Annotated in this window: 12 protein-coding genes; 2 read left to right on the forward strand and 10 right to left on the reverse strand. The window is 73.7% G+C overall.

The window, feature by feature from the left end; all coding sequences use genetic code 11:
• The 8 genes from M8J73_RS13670 to hrcA all read right to left on the reverse strand — a co-directional run bounded on the left by M8J73_RS13670 (position 1) and on the right by hrcA (position 10,128).
• Positions 1 to 909, reverse strand: coding sequence for a ribonuclease Z (locus M8J73_RS13670; RefSeq protein WP_249828655.1), 909 nt, complete (start codon positions 907 to 909; stop codon positions 1 to 3).
• Positions 910 to 915: 6 nt separating this feature from the next.
• A complete protein-coding gene (locus M8J73_RS13675) occupies positions 916 to 1,269 on the reverse strand; it encodes an HIT domain-containing protein (protein ID WP_249828656.1) in 354 nt (117 codons plus the stop codon).
• 305 nt (positions 1,270 to 1,574) lie between these two features.
• On the reverse strand, positions 1,575 to 4,850 hold the full coding sequence (locus tag M8J73_RS13680; RefSeq protein ID WP_476718390.1) for a S41 family peptidase: 3,276 nt from the start codon (positions 4,848 to 4,850) through the stop codon (positions 1,575 to 1,577).
• A 99-nt stretch (positions 4,851 to 4,949) separates the two neighbouring features.
• Positions 4,950 to 5,522: a hypothetical protein gene (locus M8J73_RS13685; RefSeq protein ID WP_249828657.1), complete on the reverse strand. Its 573-nt coding sequence runs from the start codon at positions 5,520 to 5,522 to the stop codon at positions 4,950 to 4,952.
• 319 nt (positions 5,523 to 5,841) lie between these two features.
• Entirely contained in the window at positions 5,842 to 6,591 is a 750-nt protein-coding gene (locus M8J73_RS13690) for a 16S rRNA (uracil(1498)-N(3))-methyltransferase (RefSeq protein ID WP_249828658.1), read from the reverse strand.
• Positions 6,588 to 7,790 carry a nitronate monooxygenase gene (locus tag M8J73_RS13695; RefSeq protein ID WP_249828659.1) on the reverse strand — a complete coding sequence of 401 codons (1,203 nt, stop codon included), beginning with the start codon at positions 7,788 to 7,790 and terminating at the stop codon, positions 6,588 to 6,590. The genes M8J73_RS13690 and M8J73_RS13695 overlap by 4 nt, the downstream gene beginning before the upstream one ends.
• 184 nt (positions 7,791 to 7,974) lie before the next feature.
• Complete coding sequence (dnaJ, locus tag M8J73_RS13700; protein WP_055543006.1) at positions 7,975 to 9,111, reverse strand: molecular chaperone DnaJ; 1,137 nt, start codon at positions 9,109 to 9,111, stop codon at positions 7,975 to 7,977.
• Positions 9,112 to 10,128, reverse strand: coding sequence for a heat-inducible transcriptional repressor HrcA (gene hrcA, locus M8J73_RS13705; protein WP_055543005.1), 1,017 nt, complete (start codon positions 10,126 to 10,128; stop codon positions 9,112 to 9,114).
• 289 nt (positions 10,129 to 10,417) lie between these two features.
• Between hrcA and M8J73_RS13710 the strand changes: the two genes are divergently transcribed.
• A complete protein-coding gene (locus tag M8J73_RS13710; RefSeq protein ID WP_249828660.1) occupies positions 10,418 to 11,155 on the forward strand; it encodes an MBL fold metallo-hydrolase in 738 nt (245 codons plus the stop codon).
• A gap of 42 nt (positions 11,156 to 11,197) precedes the next feature.
• The gene (locus tag M8J73_RS13715) at positions 11,198 to 12,007 is read left to right on the forward strand and encodes a DUF3097 domain-containing protein (RefSeq protein WP_055541935.1); all 810 of its coding nucleotides are present in this window, start codon (positions 11,198 to 11,200) and stop codon (positions 12,005 to 12,007) included.
• A gap of 855 nt (positions 12,008 to 12,862) precedes the next feature.
• Here the strand turns inward: M8J73_RS13715 and hemW are convergent.
• Together hemW and M8J73_RS13725 are read right to left on the reverse strand one after the other, a co-directional pair.
• The gene (gene hemW, locus M8J73_RS13720; protein ID WP_055541934.1) at positions 12,863 to 14,095 is read right to left on the reverse strand and encodes a radical SAM family heme chaperone HemW; all 1,233 of its coding nucleotides are present in this window, start codon (positions 14,093 to 14,095) and stop codon (positions 12,863 to 12,865) included.
• A gap of 30 nt (positions 14,096 to 14,125) precedes the next feature.
• Positions 14,126 to 16,837 (reverse strand): ATP-binding SpoIIE family protein phosphatase, encoded by a 2,712-nt coding sequence (locus M8J73_RS13725; RefSeq protein ID WP_249828661.1) that lies wholly within the window; start codon positions 16,835 to 16,837, stop codon positions 14,126 to 14,128.
• Positions 16,838 to 16,905 lie beyond the last annotated feature (68 nt).

The raw sequence follows: 16,905 nt of genomic DNA on the forward strand, positions 1-16,905 counted from the left end.
TCACCGCCGTTTCGGCAGCGCCACCCTCATCAGGTCGTGCGCCACGCTCAGCTCCCCCTCGAACCCGGCGGCCCGCGCCTGCCGTTCGAACTCGTCCGGCTCCGTGTAGCGCTGGCTGAAGTGGGTCAGCACGAGGTGCCGTACGCCGCAGTCGCGGGCCACGGAGGCGGCCTGACCGGCGGTCAGATGGCCGTGGTCCACGGCGAGTTCGATGTCCTCGTTGAGGAACGTGGACTCGATGACGAGCATGTCGGCGCTGTCCGCGAGGGCGTACACCCCGTCGCACAGCCGGGTGTCCATGATGAACGCGAACCGCTGTCCGCGCCGCAGCTCGCTCACGTCGTCCAGCGACACGCCGCCAAGGCTGCCCTCCCGCTGGATCCGCCCGATGTCCGGCCCCTTGATGCCGTGCTCGGCGAGCCGCTCGGGCAGCATGCGGCGCCCGTCGGGTTCGACGAGCCGGTAGCCGTAGGACTCCACGGGGTGGGAGAGCTTGCGCGCGTCGAGGGTGTACGCGGGGGTGGTGGCCAGCACGGCGCCCTCCCCGTCGACGGGGACCTCCGTGATCGGCACGGTCTCCCGGTATGCCGTCGCGTACCGCAGCCGGTCGAAGAACCGTTTGCCGGAGCGCGGGTAGTGCGCGGTGATCTCGTGCGGGACGCGGTCGAGATTGATGCGCTGGATGACCCCGGCGAGCCCGAGCGAGTGGTCACCGTGGAAGTGGGTGACGCACAGGCGGTTCAGGTCGTGTGCGGCGACACCGGCGCGCAGCATCTGGCGCTGGGTGCCCTCGCCGGGGTCGAACAGCAGGCCCTGACCGTCCCACCGCAGGAGGTAGCCGTTGTGGTTGCGGTGCCGGGTCGGGACCTGGCTGGCGGTGCCGAGGACCACCAGTTCACGTGAGGACACGGCTCGTCACCCGGGGGGCCACTGGAGGCCGCGGCCGCCGATGACGTGCGCGTGGGCGTGCCAGACGGTCTGACCGGCGCCGCTGCCGGTGTTGAAGACGATGCGGTAGCTCTCCAGCTTGTCCTCGTCCGCGACGGCCTGGGTCTCGCGCAGGACGTCCGCGGCGAGCGCGGGGGCCGCGGTGGCGAGCGAGGCGGCGTCCGGATAGTGCGCCTTCGGGATCACCAGGACGTGGGTCGGCGCCTGCGGGTTGATGTCCCGGAACGCGACGGTCGTCTCCGACTCCCTCACGATCGTCGCCGGTACGTGCCCCGCCGCGATCTTGCAGAACAGACAGTCGTCCTGCGGCTCCCCTGCCATACGTCGCCTCCGCTCCGCCACTGTGATCACTACGCGCGCCATCGTATCGACCGGGGTGCGCCGTCGCTGCGCGAATTGGGGGGCCGGGGGGTTCGTGGGTCGATGCGGGTGGATGGGGGCTGGTCGCGCCCACGCGGCGGAGCCGCATGTGTCACCGCCCCGCGCCCCTGGAGGGATGGCCCTGCGGCCCACCCTTCCCTGAAAAGCACGGGGCGTAGCCCCGGTCGCTGTTCAGGGGCGCGGGGAACTGCGCGAACGGCCCCCACCGACCCGCACCCGCCCAACAAACAGCGCGCCCCGAGCTACTAGGCGCCCTCACCCGGCAGCCCCGGTGCCGTCTTCGCCGGCGTCTCCTCCAGCCCCGCCAACGCGATCCGGATCGCCTCGTCCAGCTGCGGATCACGCCCGGCCGCATGGTCCTGCGGCGCCTGCACGACCTCGACGTCCGGATCGACGCCGTGGTTCTCGACGCCCCACCCGTACCCCTCCAGCCAGAACGCGTACTTCGGCTGGGTCACCAGCGTCCCGTCGACGAGCCGGTACCGGCTGTCGATCCCGACGACCCCGCCCCACGTCCGCGTCCCGACGACCGGCCCGATCCCGAGCGCCTTGATCGCCGCGTTCACGATGTCCCCGTCGGACCCGGAGAACTCGTTGGCGACGGCGACGACGGGCCCCCGGGGCGCGTCGTCGGGGTAGCTGGTCGGCCGCATCCCGCGCGGCAGGTCCCAGCCGACGATCCGCCGCGCCAGTTTCTCCACGACGAGCTGCGAGGTGTGTCCGCCCCGGTTCTCCCGGACGTCCACGACGAGGCCCTCCCGCGCGACCTCGACCCGCAGGTCCCGGTGGAGTTGTGCCCAGCCGGAGCCGACCATGTCGGGCACATGCAGATAGCCGAGACGGCCGCCGGACTTCTCGTGGACGTACGCCCGCCGGTCCGCCACCCACGCGTGGTACCGCAGGGGTTCCTCGTCCGCGATGGGCACGACGACGGCGTGGCGCGGGTCGCCGCCCCCGGAGGGCAGGACGGTCAGTTCGACCGCCTTGCCCGCGGTGCCGACGAGCAGCGGTCCGGGCCCGGCCACGGGGTCGACCGGCTGTCCGCCGACGGCGACGATCGCGTCCCCGGCCCGGACGGCCACGCCGGGCGCGGCGAGCGGCGCGTGCGCGTCGGGGTCGGACGTCTCGGAGGGCAGGACGCGGTCGATGCGCCAGGTCCCGTCCTCGTGCCGGGAGATGTCCGCGCCGAGGAGCCCCTGCCGCCGGTCGCCGAAGCCTCCGCCGCCGCGCGGGGTGACGTAGGCGTGTGAGGTGCCCAGTTCGCCCTGCACCTCCCACAGCAGGTCGACGAGGTCGTCGTGGGTGGCGACCCGGTCGAGGACGGGCCGGTAGCGGTCGAGGACGGCCTGCCAGTCGACGCCGCCGAGGTCGGGGCGCCAGAAGTTGTCCCGCATGAGGCGGCCGGTCTCGTCGAACATCTGCCGCCATTCGGCGGCCGGGTCGACGGTCTGGCGTACGCGGCTGAGGTCGACGGTGATGTTGCTGTCGCTGTCGTCGTCGCCCGAGGCCCGCCGGTCGCTGGGGACGACCTTGAGTTTGCCGTCGGTCCACAGCAGCACCCGTTTGCCGTCGCCGCTGACGGCGTAGTGCTCGGCGTCGGAGGCGAGGTACTCCAGGCGCCGCTGGGCGAGGTCGTACCGCTCCAGGGACGTCTTCGGGACGGGGTCGTCGGGGGTGGCCCGGGAGTGGCCGAGGACGCCGGTGACGGGGTGGCGCAGCCACAGCACACCGTCCTTGGCGGCGCGGAGCGTGGAGTAGCGGGCGGCCTCGACGGGGAAGGGCACGATCCGGTCGGCGAGCCCTTCGAGGTCGATACGGGTGGCGGGGGCGCCCTCGCTGTCCGGGGTCTCCTCCTTGTCGGGCGCCTCGAACGGCCGGCCGTGGCGCTGCGGCCCGAACGGTGACGGGGTGGTCGCGGCGAGCGTGATGAGGTGCGGGCGGGCCCCGCTGACGAAGTGCAGGTCGAAGACGTGTTCGTCGTAGACGGGGTCGAAGGCGCGCGCGGAGAGGAAGGCCAGGTGCTTGCCGTCGAGGGTGAACGCCGGGGAGAAGTCCTGGAAGCGCAGCGGGGTGGCCTCGGTGACGGACAGGTCGGCGGTGTTGGCGAGCTTGAGCTGGCGCAGGGGGCGCGCGCCGGGGTGCGACCAGGCGAGCCAGCCGGAGTCGGGTGAGAAGACGAGTCCGGTCACCTCCCCGTCCTCGCTGCGGTCGACCTCCCGGACCTCGCCCGTCTCCCGCTCGACGAGCAGGACCCGTCCGTCGTGCGCGGCGACGGCGATCCGGCTGCCGTCGGGGGCGACGGCGAGCCCGAGGACGCGGCCCAGCCGGCCGGCGGCGAGCCGGCGCGGTGTGGTGCCGGGTCCGGCTCCCGTCGCGGGGGCGAACTCCAGCGCGTCGTCGCCCTCCGCGTCGGTCACCCAGACCACCCATTCCTCGCCCTCCACCCGGAAGGCGCGGGGCAGCCGGGCCCGCACCCCCTGCTCGGCGGCGAGCGCGCGGGCGGGGCCGGAGCGGTGGGTGACCCAGTGGACGGAGCCGCGGACGGCGACCGCGCTGCCCCGGGCGGTGTGGTCGGGTGAGGCGGAGCCGAACCAGCGGGAGGCGTTCACCGGGAACGGCTGGAGGTCGACGCGCTGCCCGCCCAGCCGGACGTCGATCCTGCGCGGCTCGGCCCCGTCGAGGTCGTCGAGCAGCCACAGTTCACCGGCGGAGGAGTACACGACGCGGGTTCCGTCGGTGGCCGCGTGCCGGGCGTAGAAGCCGTCGGTGGGCGTATGGCGCCGCAGGTCGGAGCCGTCCGCGAGCGACGAGTACAGCGCGCCGACGCCCTCGTGGTCGGAGAGGAACGCGATCCGGTCGCCCACCCACAGCGGGTACTCCAGGTTCCCGTCGAGGTCGGCGTGGAGGCGGACGAACTCGCCGTCGCCGTCGCGGTCGATCCACAGCTTGCCCGCCGTGCCGCCCCGGTACCGCTTCCACCAGGCGGCCTCGCGGCCCATCGGCGCGGACAGCAGCACGGTGGCCGGGCCGTACGCGACATGGCCGACCGGCCCGTACGGCAGCGTCGTGGCGGGTCCGCCGTCCAGCGGGACGGCCCGCGCCCAGCTCTGCCGCAGGCTGGCCTGTCCCTGGGTGCTGAGGGCGAGGACCTGCCCGTCGGGGGTCCAGCCGCGCACCTGGGTGCGCCAACTGCCCCAGTGGGTGAGTCGCTTGGCGGGGCCTCCGTCGACGGGTGCGACATGGACCTCGGGGGCGCCGTCCCGGGTGGAGGTCCACGCGACGAGCGTGCCGTCCGGGGAGATGCGCGGGTGGTTGACGGGCATGTTGTCCGCGCTGACGCGCCACGCGCGACCGCCGTCGAGAGGGGCGACCCAGACGTCGTCCTCGGCGGTGAAGGCGAGCAAGTCGCCGTGCAGGTGCGGGAATCGGAGATACGCGGACTGAACGGACTGGACGGCCTGAACGGACCGGACAGACTGTGCGGCCTGAACGGACGGTGTGGACGGTGCGGTCTGAGTCACCCGGTCACTGTAAGCAGCGCACGGGCGTCTGGGGAAACGTTTGGATCATGTCGCCCCCCACGAACCACACTTGCCCCTTTCACACCCTTTGCCCGTCGGTTACTTCCCCTCGGGCCAGCACTGCGGGTCCTTCTGGCACCAGATGGTCTGGGTGACGGTCACCGTCGCGGTGGGGCCGGGCCGCCCCGGCTGGTCCGGTGTTCCGGGGGTGGGGTCGGGGGCGTTGCAGTTGCCGAGCACGTCGACGTGGAACCGTTGCTTCCCGTCGACCTTGGCGGTCAGGTCACCACGGACGCACTTGCCGTTGACCTCCTTGGTCACCTTCCCGGTGATCGTGATGTCCCGGCCCTTCTTGTCCTCGCCCTCGCAGTTGACGTTCGCCACGGTGTCGACGGAAGCGGAGGCCGAAGCGGACTTCTTCTTGTCGCCGCCGTCATCGCCGCTGCCGCTGTCGCCGTACGAGGCCGTGCAGGTGAGCCACTGGACGTCGACGCCGTGCCGCTCCAGTTCCTTGGTCCCCATCTGGTCCGTGGTGAAGGCGACCGCGCCGGTGTTGATCCCACCTCCCTCGCAGGCCACGAGCGTGACGACAGCCACGACGCCGAGTCCGACGCGCACCAACGTCCGGCGCCTGGCGCCCGGATTCACCCTTACTCGTCCCAAAACCCCCATAGACGGCAGCCTCCCACCACTGGGCCCCACGACGAAAGACCACATGCAGCCACGCTCCCCCAGCCGGGGTGTTCCCCGCGCGGTCGTGGATATGCGCCCAAGGACTCGGGCCAGAGGGTGCGTTCGCGGGTGCGGGTGGTGTGTGGTTTCTCGCGCAGTGCCCCGCGCCCCTGAAAAGCGACCGGGGCTGCGCCCCGTGCTTTTCAAGGGGGAGGGCGGGCCGCAGGCCCGTCCCTCCAGGGGCGCGGGGAACTGCGCGAGAAACCCCCACCCACCCGCACCCCCCAACGAACGGCGCGCCCCGAGCTACTAGGCGCCGTCAGCCCCACCGCCCCGTACGCGTCAGCAACAACGCCCCCGCCGCCGTCCCCGCCGTGGACGTCCGCAGAACACTCGGCCCCAACCGGTACGCCCCGGCCCCGGCCTCCGCGAACAGCGCCAACTCCTCCGGGGAGACACCCCCTTCGGGCCCCACGACCAGCACGATCTCCCCGGCGGAGGGAAGTTCGGCCGAGGCCAGCGCAGCGTCACCGCTCTCGTGCAGGACCCCCGCGAAGTCCGCCCCCGCGAGCAACTCGGCGACCTGCTTGCCCGTCGCCAGTTCCCCGACCTCGGGGAACCGTACGCGCCGTGACTGCTTGCCCGCCTCGCGCGCGGTCGCCCGCCACTTCGCGAGGGCCTTGAGCCCGCGCTCACCCTTCCACTGGGTGATGCACCGCGACGCCGCCCACGGCACGATCGCGTCGATGCCGACCTCGGTCATGGTCTCGACGGCCAGCTCGCCCCGGTCCCCCTTCGGCAGCGCCTGCACGACGGTGATACGGGGCCCCGCGACCGGCTCCTCGTGGACGGACTCCAGGTCCATCACCACAAGCCGGTCCTTGCCCTCGGCCGCCTTGACGATCCCTTCGGCCCAGCGCCCCCGGCCGTCGGTGAGGACGACATCCTCACCGGGTCGCAGCCGCTTCACGGAGACGGCGTGCCGCCCCTCGGGCCCGTCGAGGACGAACTCGCCGCCACTGCCGGGCGGCAGCTCCAGCGACTCGACGACGAAGACGGGAGCGGTCATCGGCCCTCACCGCCCGCCGCGGCCCCGGAGCCGGCCTCGCCGGAACCGGAAGCGGAAGCCGGCACGGAGGACGACGCGGAGGTCGGCACGGAGGAAGACGCGGAGGCCGAGCCCGGCCCGGCCGTGCCGATCCCGGCGGAGACGACCGCGGCCCGTGCCTCGGCGATCTCGGCGGCCAGGACCGCGACCAGTTCCCCGGCGGGCAGCTCCCGCGCCATCCGGTGCCCCTGCCCGGCCCACAGGGCCATGCCCTGCGCGTCCCCGGCCTTGGCGGCGGCCTTGCGCAGCGGCGACGTCAGATGGTGGACCTCGGGGTAGGCGACGGGCGCGTAGGGCCCGTGCTCGCGCATGAAACGGTTGACCAGCCCCCGGGCCGGGCGCCCGGAGAACGCGCGGGTCAGCTCCGTCCGCACGAACAGCGGGTCGGTCAGGGCCCGCTTGTGCACGGCGGCGGCCCCGGACTCGGGTGTGGCGAGGAACGCCGTACCGAGCTGGGCGGCGCTCGCGCCCGCCGTGAGCAGGGCGGCGATCTGGCCACCGCGCATGACCCCGCCGGCCGCGACGATCGGCAGGGCCACGGCCTCCCGGACCTGGGCGACGAGGGCGAGCAGTCCGATGCCGGCGCAGTCCCGCTCGGGGTCGTCCCGGTGGGTGCCCTGGTGGCCGCCGGCCTCGACGCCCTGCACGATCACCGCGTGGGCACCCGACCGCTCCACGGCCTGCGCCTCCTCCGCGGAGGTCGCGGTGACAAGGGTCAGGGTGCCCTTGCGGGCGAGGGACTCGACGACCTCGGGGGTCGGGCAGCCGAAGTGGAAGGAGACCACCGGGACGGGGTTGTCGAGGAGGACGGCGAGCTTGGCCTCGTAGCCGTCGTCCCGTCCGCTGTCGGGGTCGCCCAGTTCCGTGTCGTACCAGGAGGCCTCACCGGCCAGCTGTTCCGCGTACACCTCGACGGCGGCGGGCTCCGAGTACTCGGGCTGCGGCATGAACAGGTTCACGCCGAACGGGCGTGAGGTGAGCGCCCGGAGCGCGTTGATCTCCTGGTACATCCCGTCGGCCGTCTTGTACCCGGCGGCCAGGAACCCCAGGCCCCCGGCCTCGGACACGGCGGCGGCCAGCGGCGGGACGGAGACACCGCCCGCCATCGGGGCCTGCACGATCGGGAGAGGAAAGAGATCGGTCAGTGCGGAGGAGGACATGGCCGCATGTTTTCACGTCCCCGGACCGCCGCCGAATCGGGTGCGCGGATGGTTCGGCCGCGGGCGGGTGGGGGCTGGTCGCGGGGTCGCACCGTGCTTTTCAGGGGCACGGGGCGGTGACACATGCGGCTCCGCCGCGTGGGCGCGAACCACCACGACGAGCCCACAGCCGAACAACCAACGGTCAGCGCCCGTTGAACGCGTCCTTCAGCCGCGAGAACAACCCCTGCTGCCCCGGCTGGAACTGCCCCGTCGGCCGCTCCTCCCCCCGCAGCGCCGCCAGCTGCCGCAGCAGCTGCTCCTGCTCGGGGTCGAGCTTCGTCGGGGTCTGCACCTCGACGTGGACGATGAGGTCGCCACGGCCTCCGCCGCGCAGATGCGTGACACCGCGCCCGTGCAGCGGGATCGACTGGCCGGACTGGGTGCCGGGCCGGATGTCGACCTCCTCCAGACCGTCCAGCGTCTCCAGCGGCACCTTCGTGCCGAGCGCCGCCGCGGTCATGGGGATCGTCACCGTGCAGTGGAGGTCGTCGCCGCGCCGCTGGAACGTGGGGTGCGGCAGCTCGTGGATCTCGACGTAGAGGTCACCGGCGGGACCGCCGCCGGGCCCGACCTCGCCCTCACCGGCGAGCTGGATGCGCGTGCCGTTGTCGACGCCGGCCGGGATCTTCACCGTCAGCGTCCGCCTCGACCGCACCCGTCCGTCGCCCGCGCACTCGGGGCACGGGTTCGGGACGATCGTGCCGAAGCCCTGGCACTGCGGGCAGGGCCGCGAGGTCATGACCTGGCCGAGGAAGGACCGCGTGACCTGCGAGACCTCACCGCGGCCGCGGCACATGTCACAGGTCTGCGCGCTCGTGCCGGGGGCCGCGCCCTCGCCGCTGCAGGTGCCGCAGACCACGGCCGTGTCGACCTGGATGTCCTTCGTCGTGCCGAAGGCGGCCTCGTCGAGGTCGACCTCCAGCCGGATCATCGCGTCCTGGCCGCGGCGCGTGCGCGACCGGGGGCCGCGCTGGGACGCCGTGCCGAAGAAGGCGTCCATGATGTCCGAGAAGTTCCCGAAGCCACCGGCGCCGAAGCCGCCCGCGCCTCCGCCGCCCGACTGGGACAGCGGGTCACCGCCGAGGTCGTAGACCTGCTTCTTCTGCGGGTCCGAGAGAACCTCGTACGCCGCGTTGATCTCCTTGAACCGCTCCTGCGTCTTCGGATCGGGATTGACGTCCGGGTGCAGCTCGCGAGCGAGCCTGCGGAACGCCTTCTTGATCTCGTCCTGGGACGCGTCGCGGCGCACGCCGAGTACGGCGTAGTAGTCCGTGGCCACTTAAGACTCCGCCAGGATCTGTCCGACGTACCGTGCCACCGCTCGTACCGCTCCCATCGTTCCCGGATAGTCCATGCGCGTAGGTCCGACCACGCCCAGTTTCGCGACTGCCTCGCCGCCCGAACCGTAGCCCACCGAGACGACGGACGTGGAGTTGAGTCCCTCATACGCGTTCTCGTGACCGATGCGGACGGTCATGCCCGAATCCCCCGCCTCCCCAAGCAACTTGAGGAGGACGACCTGTTCCTCGAGGGCCTCGAGGACCGGCCGGATGGTGAGGGGGAAGTCATGTCCGAAGCGGGTCAGATTGGCGGTGCCGCCGATCATCAGCCGCTCCTCGTTCTCCTCGACCAGGGTCTCCAGCAGCGTGGAGAGCACCGTCGAGACCGTACCCCGGTCCTCGACGTCGAACGCCTCCGGCAGGTCCTCGACCAGCCGGGGCACATCGGTGAACCGGCGGCCCGCGACCCTGCTGTTCAGCCGGGCGCGCAGATCCGCGAGAGACGTTTCTCCGAACGGCGCCGGGCAGTCGACCATCCGCTGTTCCACCCGGCCGGTGTCCGTGATCAGCACGAGCATCAGCCTGGCGGGGGCCAGCGACAGCAGCTCCACGTGGCGCACCGTCGAGCGGGTGAGCGACGGGTACTGCACGACGGCGACCTGCCTGGTCAGCTGGGCCAACAGCCGTACGGTCCGTGCGACCACGTCGTCCAGGTCGACGGCGCCGTCCAGGAAGTTCTGGATGGCGCGCCGCTCGGGCGCGGTCATCGGCTTGACGCCGGCCAGCTTGTCGACGAAGAGCCGGTACCCCTTGTCGGTGGGGATGCGGCCCGCGCTGGTGTGGGGCTGCGCGATGTAGCCCTCGTCCTCCAGCGCCGCCATGTCGTTGCGGACCGTCGCCGGGGACACGCCGAGGTTGTGCCGCTCGGTGAGGGCCTTCGACCCCACCGGCTCCTCGGTGCCCACATAGTCCTGGACGATGGCGCGCAGCACCTGGAGCCTGCGTTCACTGAGCATCCGCGCACACCTCCAGCTCGTCTCCCGCGCGACTTCCCCCTTGGCACTCACCGCGGGCGAGTGCCAACACTCCCCGCCCAGTGTACGGCGGTGGGGTACGCCCCCGGCAAGGCCGGTCCAGCCATGTCGTGCCGAGGTGTACCGACCTGTCCGACGATGTCGCACCGCTTCCTACCGGCGGGTACGGGCGGGCGGGGGGTGATGTGGGACACGGGGGTGGCGACGAGTGGCCGGAGTACCGGGCGCCACGGCACCGCGCCGGGCCCTCCCCGGGCGCTAGCGTCGGGCCATGACGGTGACTTGGGAAGAGTGCGGGTGGGAGGGGCTGGCGCCGCGGGTCGGACGGTGCCGCCTGCCGGGCTGGGACTGCACGGTCGGGCTGGTGGCCGGGGACGGCGCGGCCCTGATGATCGACGCGGGGTCGAGTCTGCGGGAGGGCGCGCGGTTGCGGGGCCAGGCGCGTGAGCTGCTCGACGGCTCCCGTGTGACACATCTCGCGCTCACCCACTCCCACTTCGACCATGTCTTCGGGGCGTCCGCCTTCGCCGGGGTGGAGGTCTTCGGCGCGGTGGGCCTGGACGGCGTCCTGACCGCCGGGCGGGACGGGCTGCGCGCCGACGCCGTCCGTCACGGTCTCCCCGTCGAGGACGCCGCCGAGGCCGCTGACCTGCTCGTACGCCCCCGGCACCAGGTCTCGGGCGAGTGGACCCTGGATCTGGGCGGCGGCCTCCAGGTGCTGCTGGCGAACGTGGGTCCCGGTCACACCCCGCACGATCTGGCGGTCCTGGTGCCCGGCTCGTCCGCCGCCCCCGAGATCGTCTTCTGCGGGGACCTGGTGGAGGAGTCCGGTGAACCCCAGGCCGGGCCGGACGCCGTGCCCTCCCACTGGCCGGCCGCCCTGGACCGGCTCCTGGAGCTGGGCGGCGAGGACGCGCTGTACGTGCCGGGGCACGGGGCAGTGGTCGACGCGGCGTTCGTCCGGGCCCAGCGCGACGCGCTCGCACGCCGCTTCGGCGTGTCGGGCTGAGCGGGGGCGACTCCGGGCGCGGGTTCTCCTATCGTCATCCGAATGCGCCAGTACTCTCCGGATCTGACCCCGCCGTGGAAGAAGCCCAAGCCGGTTCCCGAGGTCCCGGCCGATCCGGGCCTGGTGGTGGAGGAGGCCGACACCGGTTTCTGCGGTGCGGTGATCCGCTGCGAGGCGGGCACGGTCACCCTGGAGGACCGCTTCGGCAAGCACCGGGTGTTCCCGCTGGAGCCGCGGGGGTTCCTGCTGGAGGGGCGGGTGGTGACGCTGGTGCGCCCCTCGTCCGCCGCCCCGCCCCGTCCGACCCGTACGGCGTCCGGCTCGGTCGCCGTTCCCGGCGCCCGCGCGCGGGTGGCCCGCGCCGGCCGCATCTACGTGGAGGGCCGCCACGACGCCGAGCTGGTCGAAAAGGTGTGGGGCGACGACCTGCGGATCGAGGGGGTGGTGGTGGAGTACCTGGAGGGTGTGGACGACCTCCCGGCGATCGTCGCGGACTTCGCCCCCGGCCCCGACGCACGACTGGGCGTCCTGGTCGACCACCTGGTCCCCGGCAGCAAGGAGTCCCGCATCGCCGCGTCCGTGACCGGCGAACACGCGCTCGTCGTGGGCCACCCGTACATCGACATCTGGGAGGCGGTGAAGCCGTCGTCCCTGGGCATCGCGGCGTGGCCGCGGGTGCCGCGCGGCCAGGACTGGAAGACCGGGGTGTGCCAGGCACTGGGTTGGCCGGAAAACACCGGTGCGGCGTGGCAGCGCATTCTGGGAAGCGTCCGGTCCTACAAGGACCTGGAGCCGGCCCTGCTGGGCCGAGTGGAGGAACTGATCGACTTCGTCACGGCCGGCGACGGGTAGCCGGTCGGCCGACGAGGTCTCGGAGGCCGACGGATGGGGGGCGGCCGACGAGTGCTGGCACCGCGACGGATGGCGGATCGGCCGACGAGGGCGGCCCGATCGGCGACGGCCGGCCGGTCGGCCAGCGGGGGCCCGCAGCGCGACGGATGGCGGGTCGGCCCCCGAGGACCCGGTCGGCGACGGCCAGCCGGTCGGCAGGCGAGGGCCCGCAGCGCGGCACACGCCTCTCGAGCACGCCGGGCGCCACCCATGCCGTAAAGGGGCGCGGGGAACTGCGCGACCGGCCACAAACCGACCCGCAGCCGCAAGATCACAGTCACCCGGCAGACGCGTAGGCGCCCGCCACCTGCCCGGAGGAACCCGGCAGACGCGTAGGGTGGCCGACGCGGCCCGCTCGGGGCCGCACCGCCAAGGATGCCGGGTCGGCCGGCGACAGCCCGAACCGCAACGGATGGCGGGGCAGCCCGCGAGGTCCCGGTCGGCGACGGCCAGCCGGTCGGCAGGCGAGGGCCCGCAGCGCGACGGAGGCCGGGGCGGCTGGCGAGAGCCGGAACCACAACGGACAGCGGGGCAGCCCCCGAGGTCCCGGTCGGCGACGGCCAGCCGGTCGGCCGGCGAGGGCCCGCAACACGACGGATGGCGGGTCGGCCCCCGAGGTCCCGGTCGGCGACGGCCAGCCGGTCGGCCGGCGAGGGCCCGTGCCGCGACGGATGGCCGGGGCGGCTGGCGAGAGCCGGAACCGCAACGGACAGCGGGGCAGCCTCCGAGGTCCCGGTCGGCGACGGCCGGCGAGGGCCCGCAGCGCGACGGAGGCCGGGGCGGCCCGCTCAGGGCCGGGCGGCGGCTGGTGGTCGGTCAGTCCACTAGGTCTCGGACGACCGCGTCGGCGAGGAGGCGGCCCCGGAGGGTCAGTACCGCGCGCCCCTCGTCGTACGGCTCCTTCGCCAGGAGCCCGTCCGTGAGCGTCCGGTGCGCGGCCGCGCGCCCGGCCTCCCGCAGCAGGTCCAGCGGCACGCCCTCCCGCAGCCTCAGCTCCAGCAGGATCCGCTCCACCCGGCGGTCCTCGTCCGACAGCAGTTCCCGGCCCGCGCCCGGCGACCTCCCCGCCGCCAGCGCGCCCGCGTACGCGCCGGGGTGCTTGACGTTCCACCAGCGCACACCGCCGACATGGCTGTGCGCGCCGGGGCCCGCGCCCCACCAGTCCGCGCCGCGCCAGTACAGCTCGTTGTGCAGGCACCGGCCGGCCTCGGAGGTCGCCCAGTTGGAGACCTCGTACCAGTCGAAGCCCGCGGCCGACAGCATCTCCTCCGCGATCAGATAGCGGTCGGCGTGCACGTCGTCGTCCGTCATCGGCACCTCGCCCCGCCGGATCCGCCGCGCGAGCTGGGTGCCCTCCTCGACGATCAGCGCGTACGCCGACACGTGGTCCGGCCCGGCGCCGAGCGCCGCGTCCAGGGAGGCTCGCCAGTCGTCGTCGGACTCGCCGGGCGTGCCGTAGATCAGGTCGAGGTTGACATGCTCGAACCCGGCCGCGCGCGCCTCCGCGACACACGCCTCGGGGCGCCCCGGCGTGTGCGTCCGGTCGAGGATCCTCAGCACGTGCTGCCGGGCGCTCTGCATACCGAAGGAGACCCGGTTGAAGCCGCCGGCCCGCAGGGTCGCCAGGTACGCGGGGTCCACGGACTCCGGGTTCGCCTCCGTCGTCACCTCGGCGTCGTCCGCGAGCCCGAACTCGTCCCGGATCGCCCCGAGCATCCGTACGAGATCGTCGGCGGCCAGCAGGGTGGGGGTGCCGCCACCGACGAAGACCGTACGGACGGGCCGCGGGTCGTCGCCGAGGACCTTGCGGGCGAGGCGGATCTCGTCGACGACGGTGTCCGCGTAGTTGTCGCGGGAGGCGAGCACACCGCCGGTGCCGCGCAGCTCGGTCGCGGTGTAGGTGTTGAAGTCGCAGTACCCGCAGCGGGTCGCGCAGTACGGGACGTGCAGATAGAACCCGAGGGGCCGCTCGGCCGCCCCGGCCAGGGCGTGCGCGGGCAGCGCCCCGTCGTCGGGAACGGGCTCACCGTCGGGAAGTGCGGAAGGCATGCGTTCCATTGTCCAGCACCGGCGCGGCGTCTACTCCGCCTGGAGCACCAGCAGCGCCAGGTCGTCCTCCGGGGCGCCCTGGCCGAACTCGTGCACGAGTCGACGGATCCGTTCGGCGATCAGCTGGGCGTTGAGCCCGGCGCAGCCGGCCAGCGCGCTCGCGAGGCCGTCGCCGTCGTCGAACATGACGGGACCGCTGCGTCGCTCGGTCACCCCGTCGGTCACGCTGAGCAGCGTGTCGCCGGGGCGCAGCTCGAACGTCTCGGAGACGTACTCCGCGTCCTCGATCACCCCGAGCAGGGTCTGCGGCTCGGCCACGGTCCGTACGTCGCCGTCGGGCCCGAGGAGCAGCGGCAGCGGATGCCCGGCGGAGGCGAGGGTGCAGCGGACACCGCCGTCGAAGGGAACGAGTTCGCCGTACAGGAGGGAGAGGAAGCGGGTCTGTGATGCCTCCGGGTCGACGAGGCCGGGGTCGCCCGCCGTGACCAGGGCCCGCGCGGCGGCGTCGGCCGTCTCGGTCGCGTCGTCGAGGAGGAGTTGGTTGAGGCGGTCGAGTACGTCGGCGACGCCGTAACCCTCGCGGGCGAGCAGCCGGAGCCAGGGGCGGGCGAGGCCGATGACGACGGCGGCCTCGGGGCCCTTGCCCTGGACGTCGCCGAGCGCGAAGCACCAGCGGCCCCGGCCCGCCGGGAACAGGTCGTAGAAGTCGCCGCTGGGTCCGCCCTTGTCGCGCGGCTCGTACACGAGGGCGCTGGTGACGCCGGGGATCTCGGCGACCGCGCCCGGGAGCAGCCCGCGCTGCAGGACGCGGCTGATGGTGGCCTGGCGTGCGTACTGCCGGGCCGCCCCGATCGCCAGCGCGATCCGGCGGCTGAGGTCCTCGACGAGCCCGGTCAGCTCGTCCGGGAAGCGGAGCAGCCCGGCGCGGCCGATCACGAGCGTCCCGAGCGGCCGCCCACCGGCGATCAGCCGGTACGCGAGCGCCGACCCGCCCTCGACGCCGTCTCCGGGTCCCCCCTTGCCCCGGCCCTCGCACGACGACCCCGACCCGCCTGCCCGCCGCGATGCGGGAGCCGGTTCGGCCCCGGCCGCTGCCCCAGGGCGTACGGCCGCGCCCGTCGTAGCCGCCGCAGCCACCGCTGCCGCCTCGGCGGCCGGAGACGCCGGGGTTGCCGAAGCCGCCGAGGCGGCCGAACCCGCCGCCGCACCCGTGTCCGCCACGGCCTCCGTGTCGCCCACGCCCATACGCGGCCACGGCACCGGCACCGCTCGCGACCGCACCGACTCGGGGAGCCTCGGCGGGTCCTTCTCCAGGGCCTTGCGGAGGTCCTCGATGCGGTTCTCGCTGCCGTGCCAGACCCGGGCGAGTCGGGGCGCGGGGCCGAGCGAGCCGTCGGAGCCGCGCCAGCCGAGGGTCTCGTCCTCCAGCCACACCGCGCACCAGTCGGCGAGGCGGGGCACCAGGAGCTGTCCGGCGAGCGCGGCGACCAGGTCCTCGTCGAGCTGCCCGGCGAGCAGATCGGACGCCTCGGCGAGGAACGAGAGGGCGCCCCGGTTCAGCCACTCCCGGTCCCCCTCCACCCCACGCCGCGGAACCGGCGCGATGAGCTCGGCCGGCCCTCGATCGACTGCGCCGGTGAGGCCGGCGTCGTCATCGGGGTCGCGGAAGCCGAGGGAGCCGACCGGGGCCACGGGGTTGACCGACCCGACCGGCCCGACCACACCAACCGAACCGACCGGACCAACCGGACCAGCCACGCCCCCCGAACCGACCGAACCAACCGAACCGACCGACTCAGGGTCAAGCGAGCGGACGGCGTCCACCAAGCCCGCCGGCCCACCAGACCCGACCGGCTCCAGGCAGTCGCCCGCACCCGGCCCACCGGCGCGCACCCGCACATCATCGCCCACGGCAGCGGCGTACGCCCCGGCGCCCGTGTCCTCCCGCCAGGCGACACCGGCGTGCGCCCCCGCGTCCCCGCCCTCGGTCCCGGCGGCGTACGCCCCCGCCCTCAACCCACCGTCCGTCTCTCCGTAGCCGCGGACTCCCCCGAGCGCGGAGATTCCCCCGACTCCCCCGATCTCCCCGACCCCGGCGACTCCGCCGACGCCCGGCTCGCCCCCATGCTCCCCACGCCCCTCGTCCACCGCGAGGGCCCCGTCCACCGACAGCCGGGCCCACACCGTCTTCGTGCTGGTCCGGTACGTGATGCCCCAGGCCTCGGAGACCGCCGCGACGAGGCGCAGGCCGCGGCCGTACTCGGCGGCACCGTAAGGACGTTCGACGAGGTACGGGCGTGCGGCGCCCTCGTCGCGTACCGCGCGGGAGGGATGGTGGTCGGACACCTCGACGACGAGCCAGCCGGAGGCGGTGCGGTCGTCGCGGTCGTAGCGGCACAGCAGTTCGACGTCGGTACCGGCGTGGACGACCGCGTTGGTGACCAGTTCGCTGACCACGACGAGCACGTCCTCGACGAGCCGGCCACTGAACGCGTCCGCGCCGGGGAGTTCGAGGTCCGTCCACTCCTGGAGCGCGCTGCCGACGAAGCGCCGGGCGGCTCCGGGCGCGAGCGGCCCTCCCGGGAGCGACAGCCGCGCCACCGCGCGCCGGTCGGCTCCGGCGCGTACGGAGCCGACGTAGGCCGCGCCGGCGTAGCCCTCCGGCGCGCTCCCGTTCTCCTGATGCGCGGGCGCATCAGGAGAACGCGGCACGGTCTCCCGTTGCGTCGGAATGGCCCCCACTGAGCGGCTCCCTGAGAAGTTCGGACGATTAGGCCCCAGGCGGCACGGACAGAGTGACAGACTGGCCA

It is taken from the genome of Streptomyces neyagawaensis (assembly GCF_023516595.1).
Lineage (GTDB): Bacteria > Actinomycetota > Actinomycetes > Streptomycetales > Streptomycetaceae > Streptomyces > Streptomyces neyagawaensis.

Bases quoted from the DNA above. Each gene is read 5' to 3' on its own strand.
- M8J73_RS13675 (WP_249828656.1), bottom strand. From the start codon at position 1,269: ATGGCAGGGGAGCCGCAGGACGACTGTCTGTTCTGCAAGATCGCGGCG.
- M8J73_RS13710 (WP_249828660.1), top strand. From the start codon at position 10,418: ATGACGGTGACTTGGGAAGAGTGCGGGTGGGAGGGGCTGGCGCCGCGG.
- M8J73_RS13715 (WP_055541935.1), top strand. From the start codon at position 11,198: ATGCGCCAGTACTCTCCGGATCTGACCCCGCCGTGGAAGAAGCCCAAG.
- M8J73_RS13695 (WP_249828659.1), bottom strand. From the start codon at position 7,790: ATGTCCTCCTCCGCACTGACCGATCTCTTTCCTCTCCCGATCGTGCAG.
- hemW (WP_055541934.1), bottom strand. From the start codon at position 14,095: ATGCCTTCCGCACTTCCCGACGGTGAGCCCGTTCCCGACGACGGGGCG.
- hrcA (WP_055543005.1), bottom strand. From the start codon at position 10,128: ATGCTCAGTGAACGCAGGCTCCAGGTGCTGCGCGCCATCGTCCAGGAC.
- M8J73_RS13690 (WP_249828658.1), bottom strand. From the start codon at position 6,591: ATGACCGCTCCCGTCTTCGTCGTCGAGTCGCTGGAGCTGCCGCCCGGC.
- M8J73_RS13685 (WP_249828657.1), bottom strand. From the start codon at position 5,522: ATGGGGGTTTTGGGACGAGTAAGGGTGAATCCGGGCGCCAGGCGCCGG.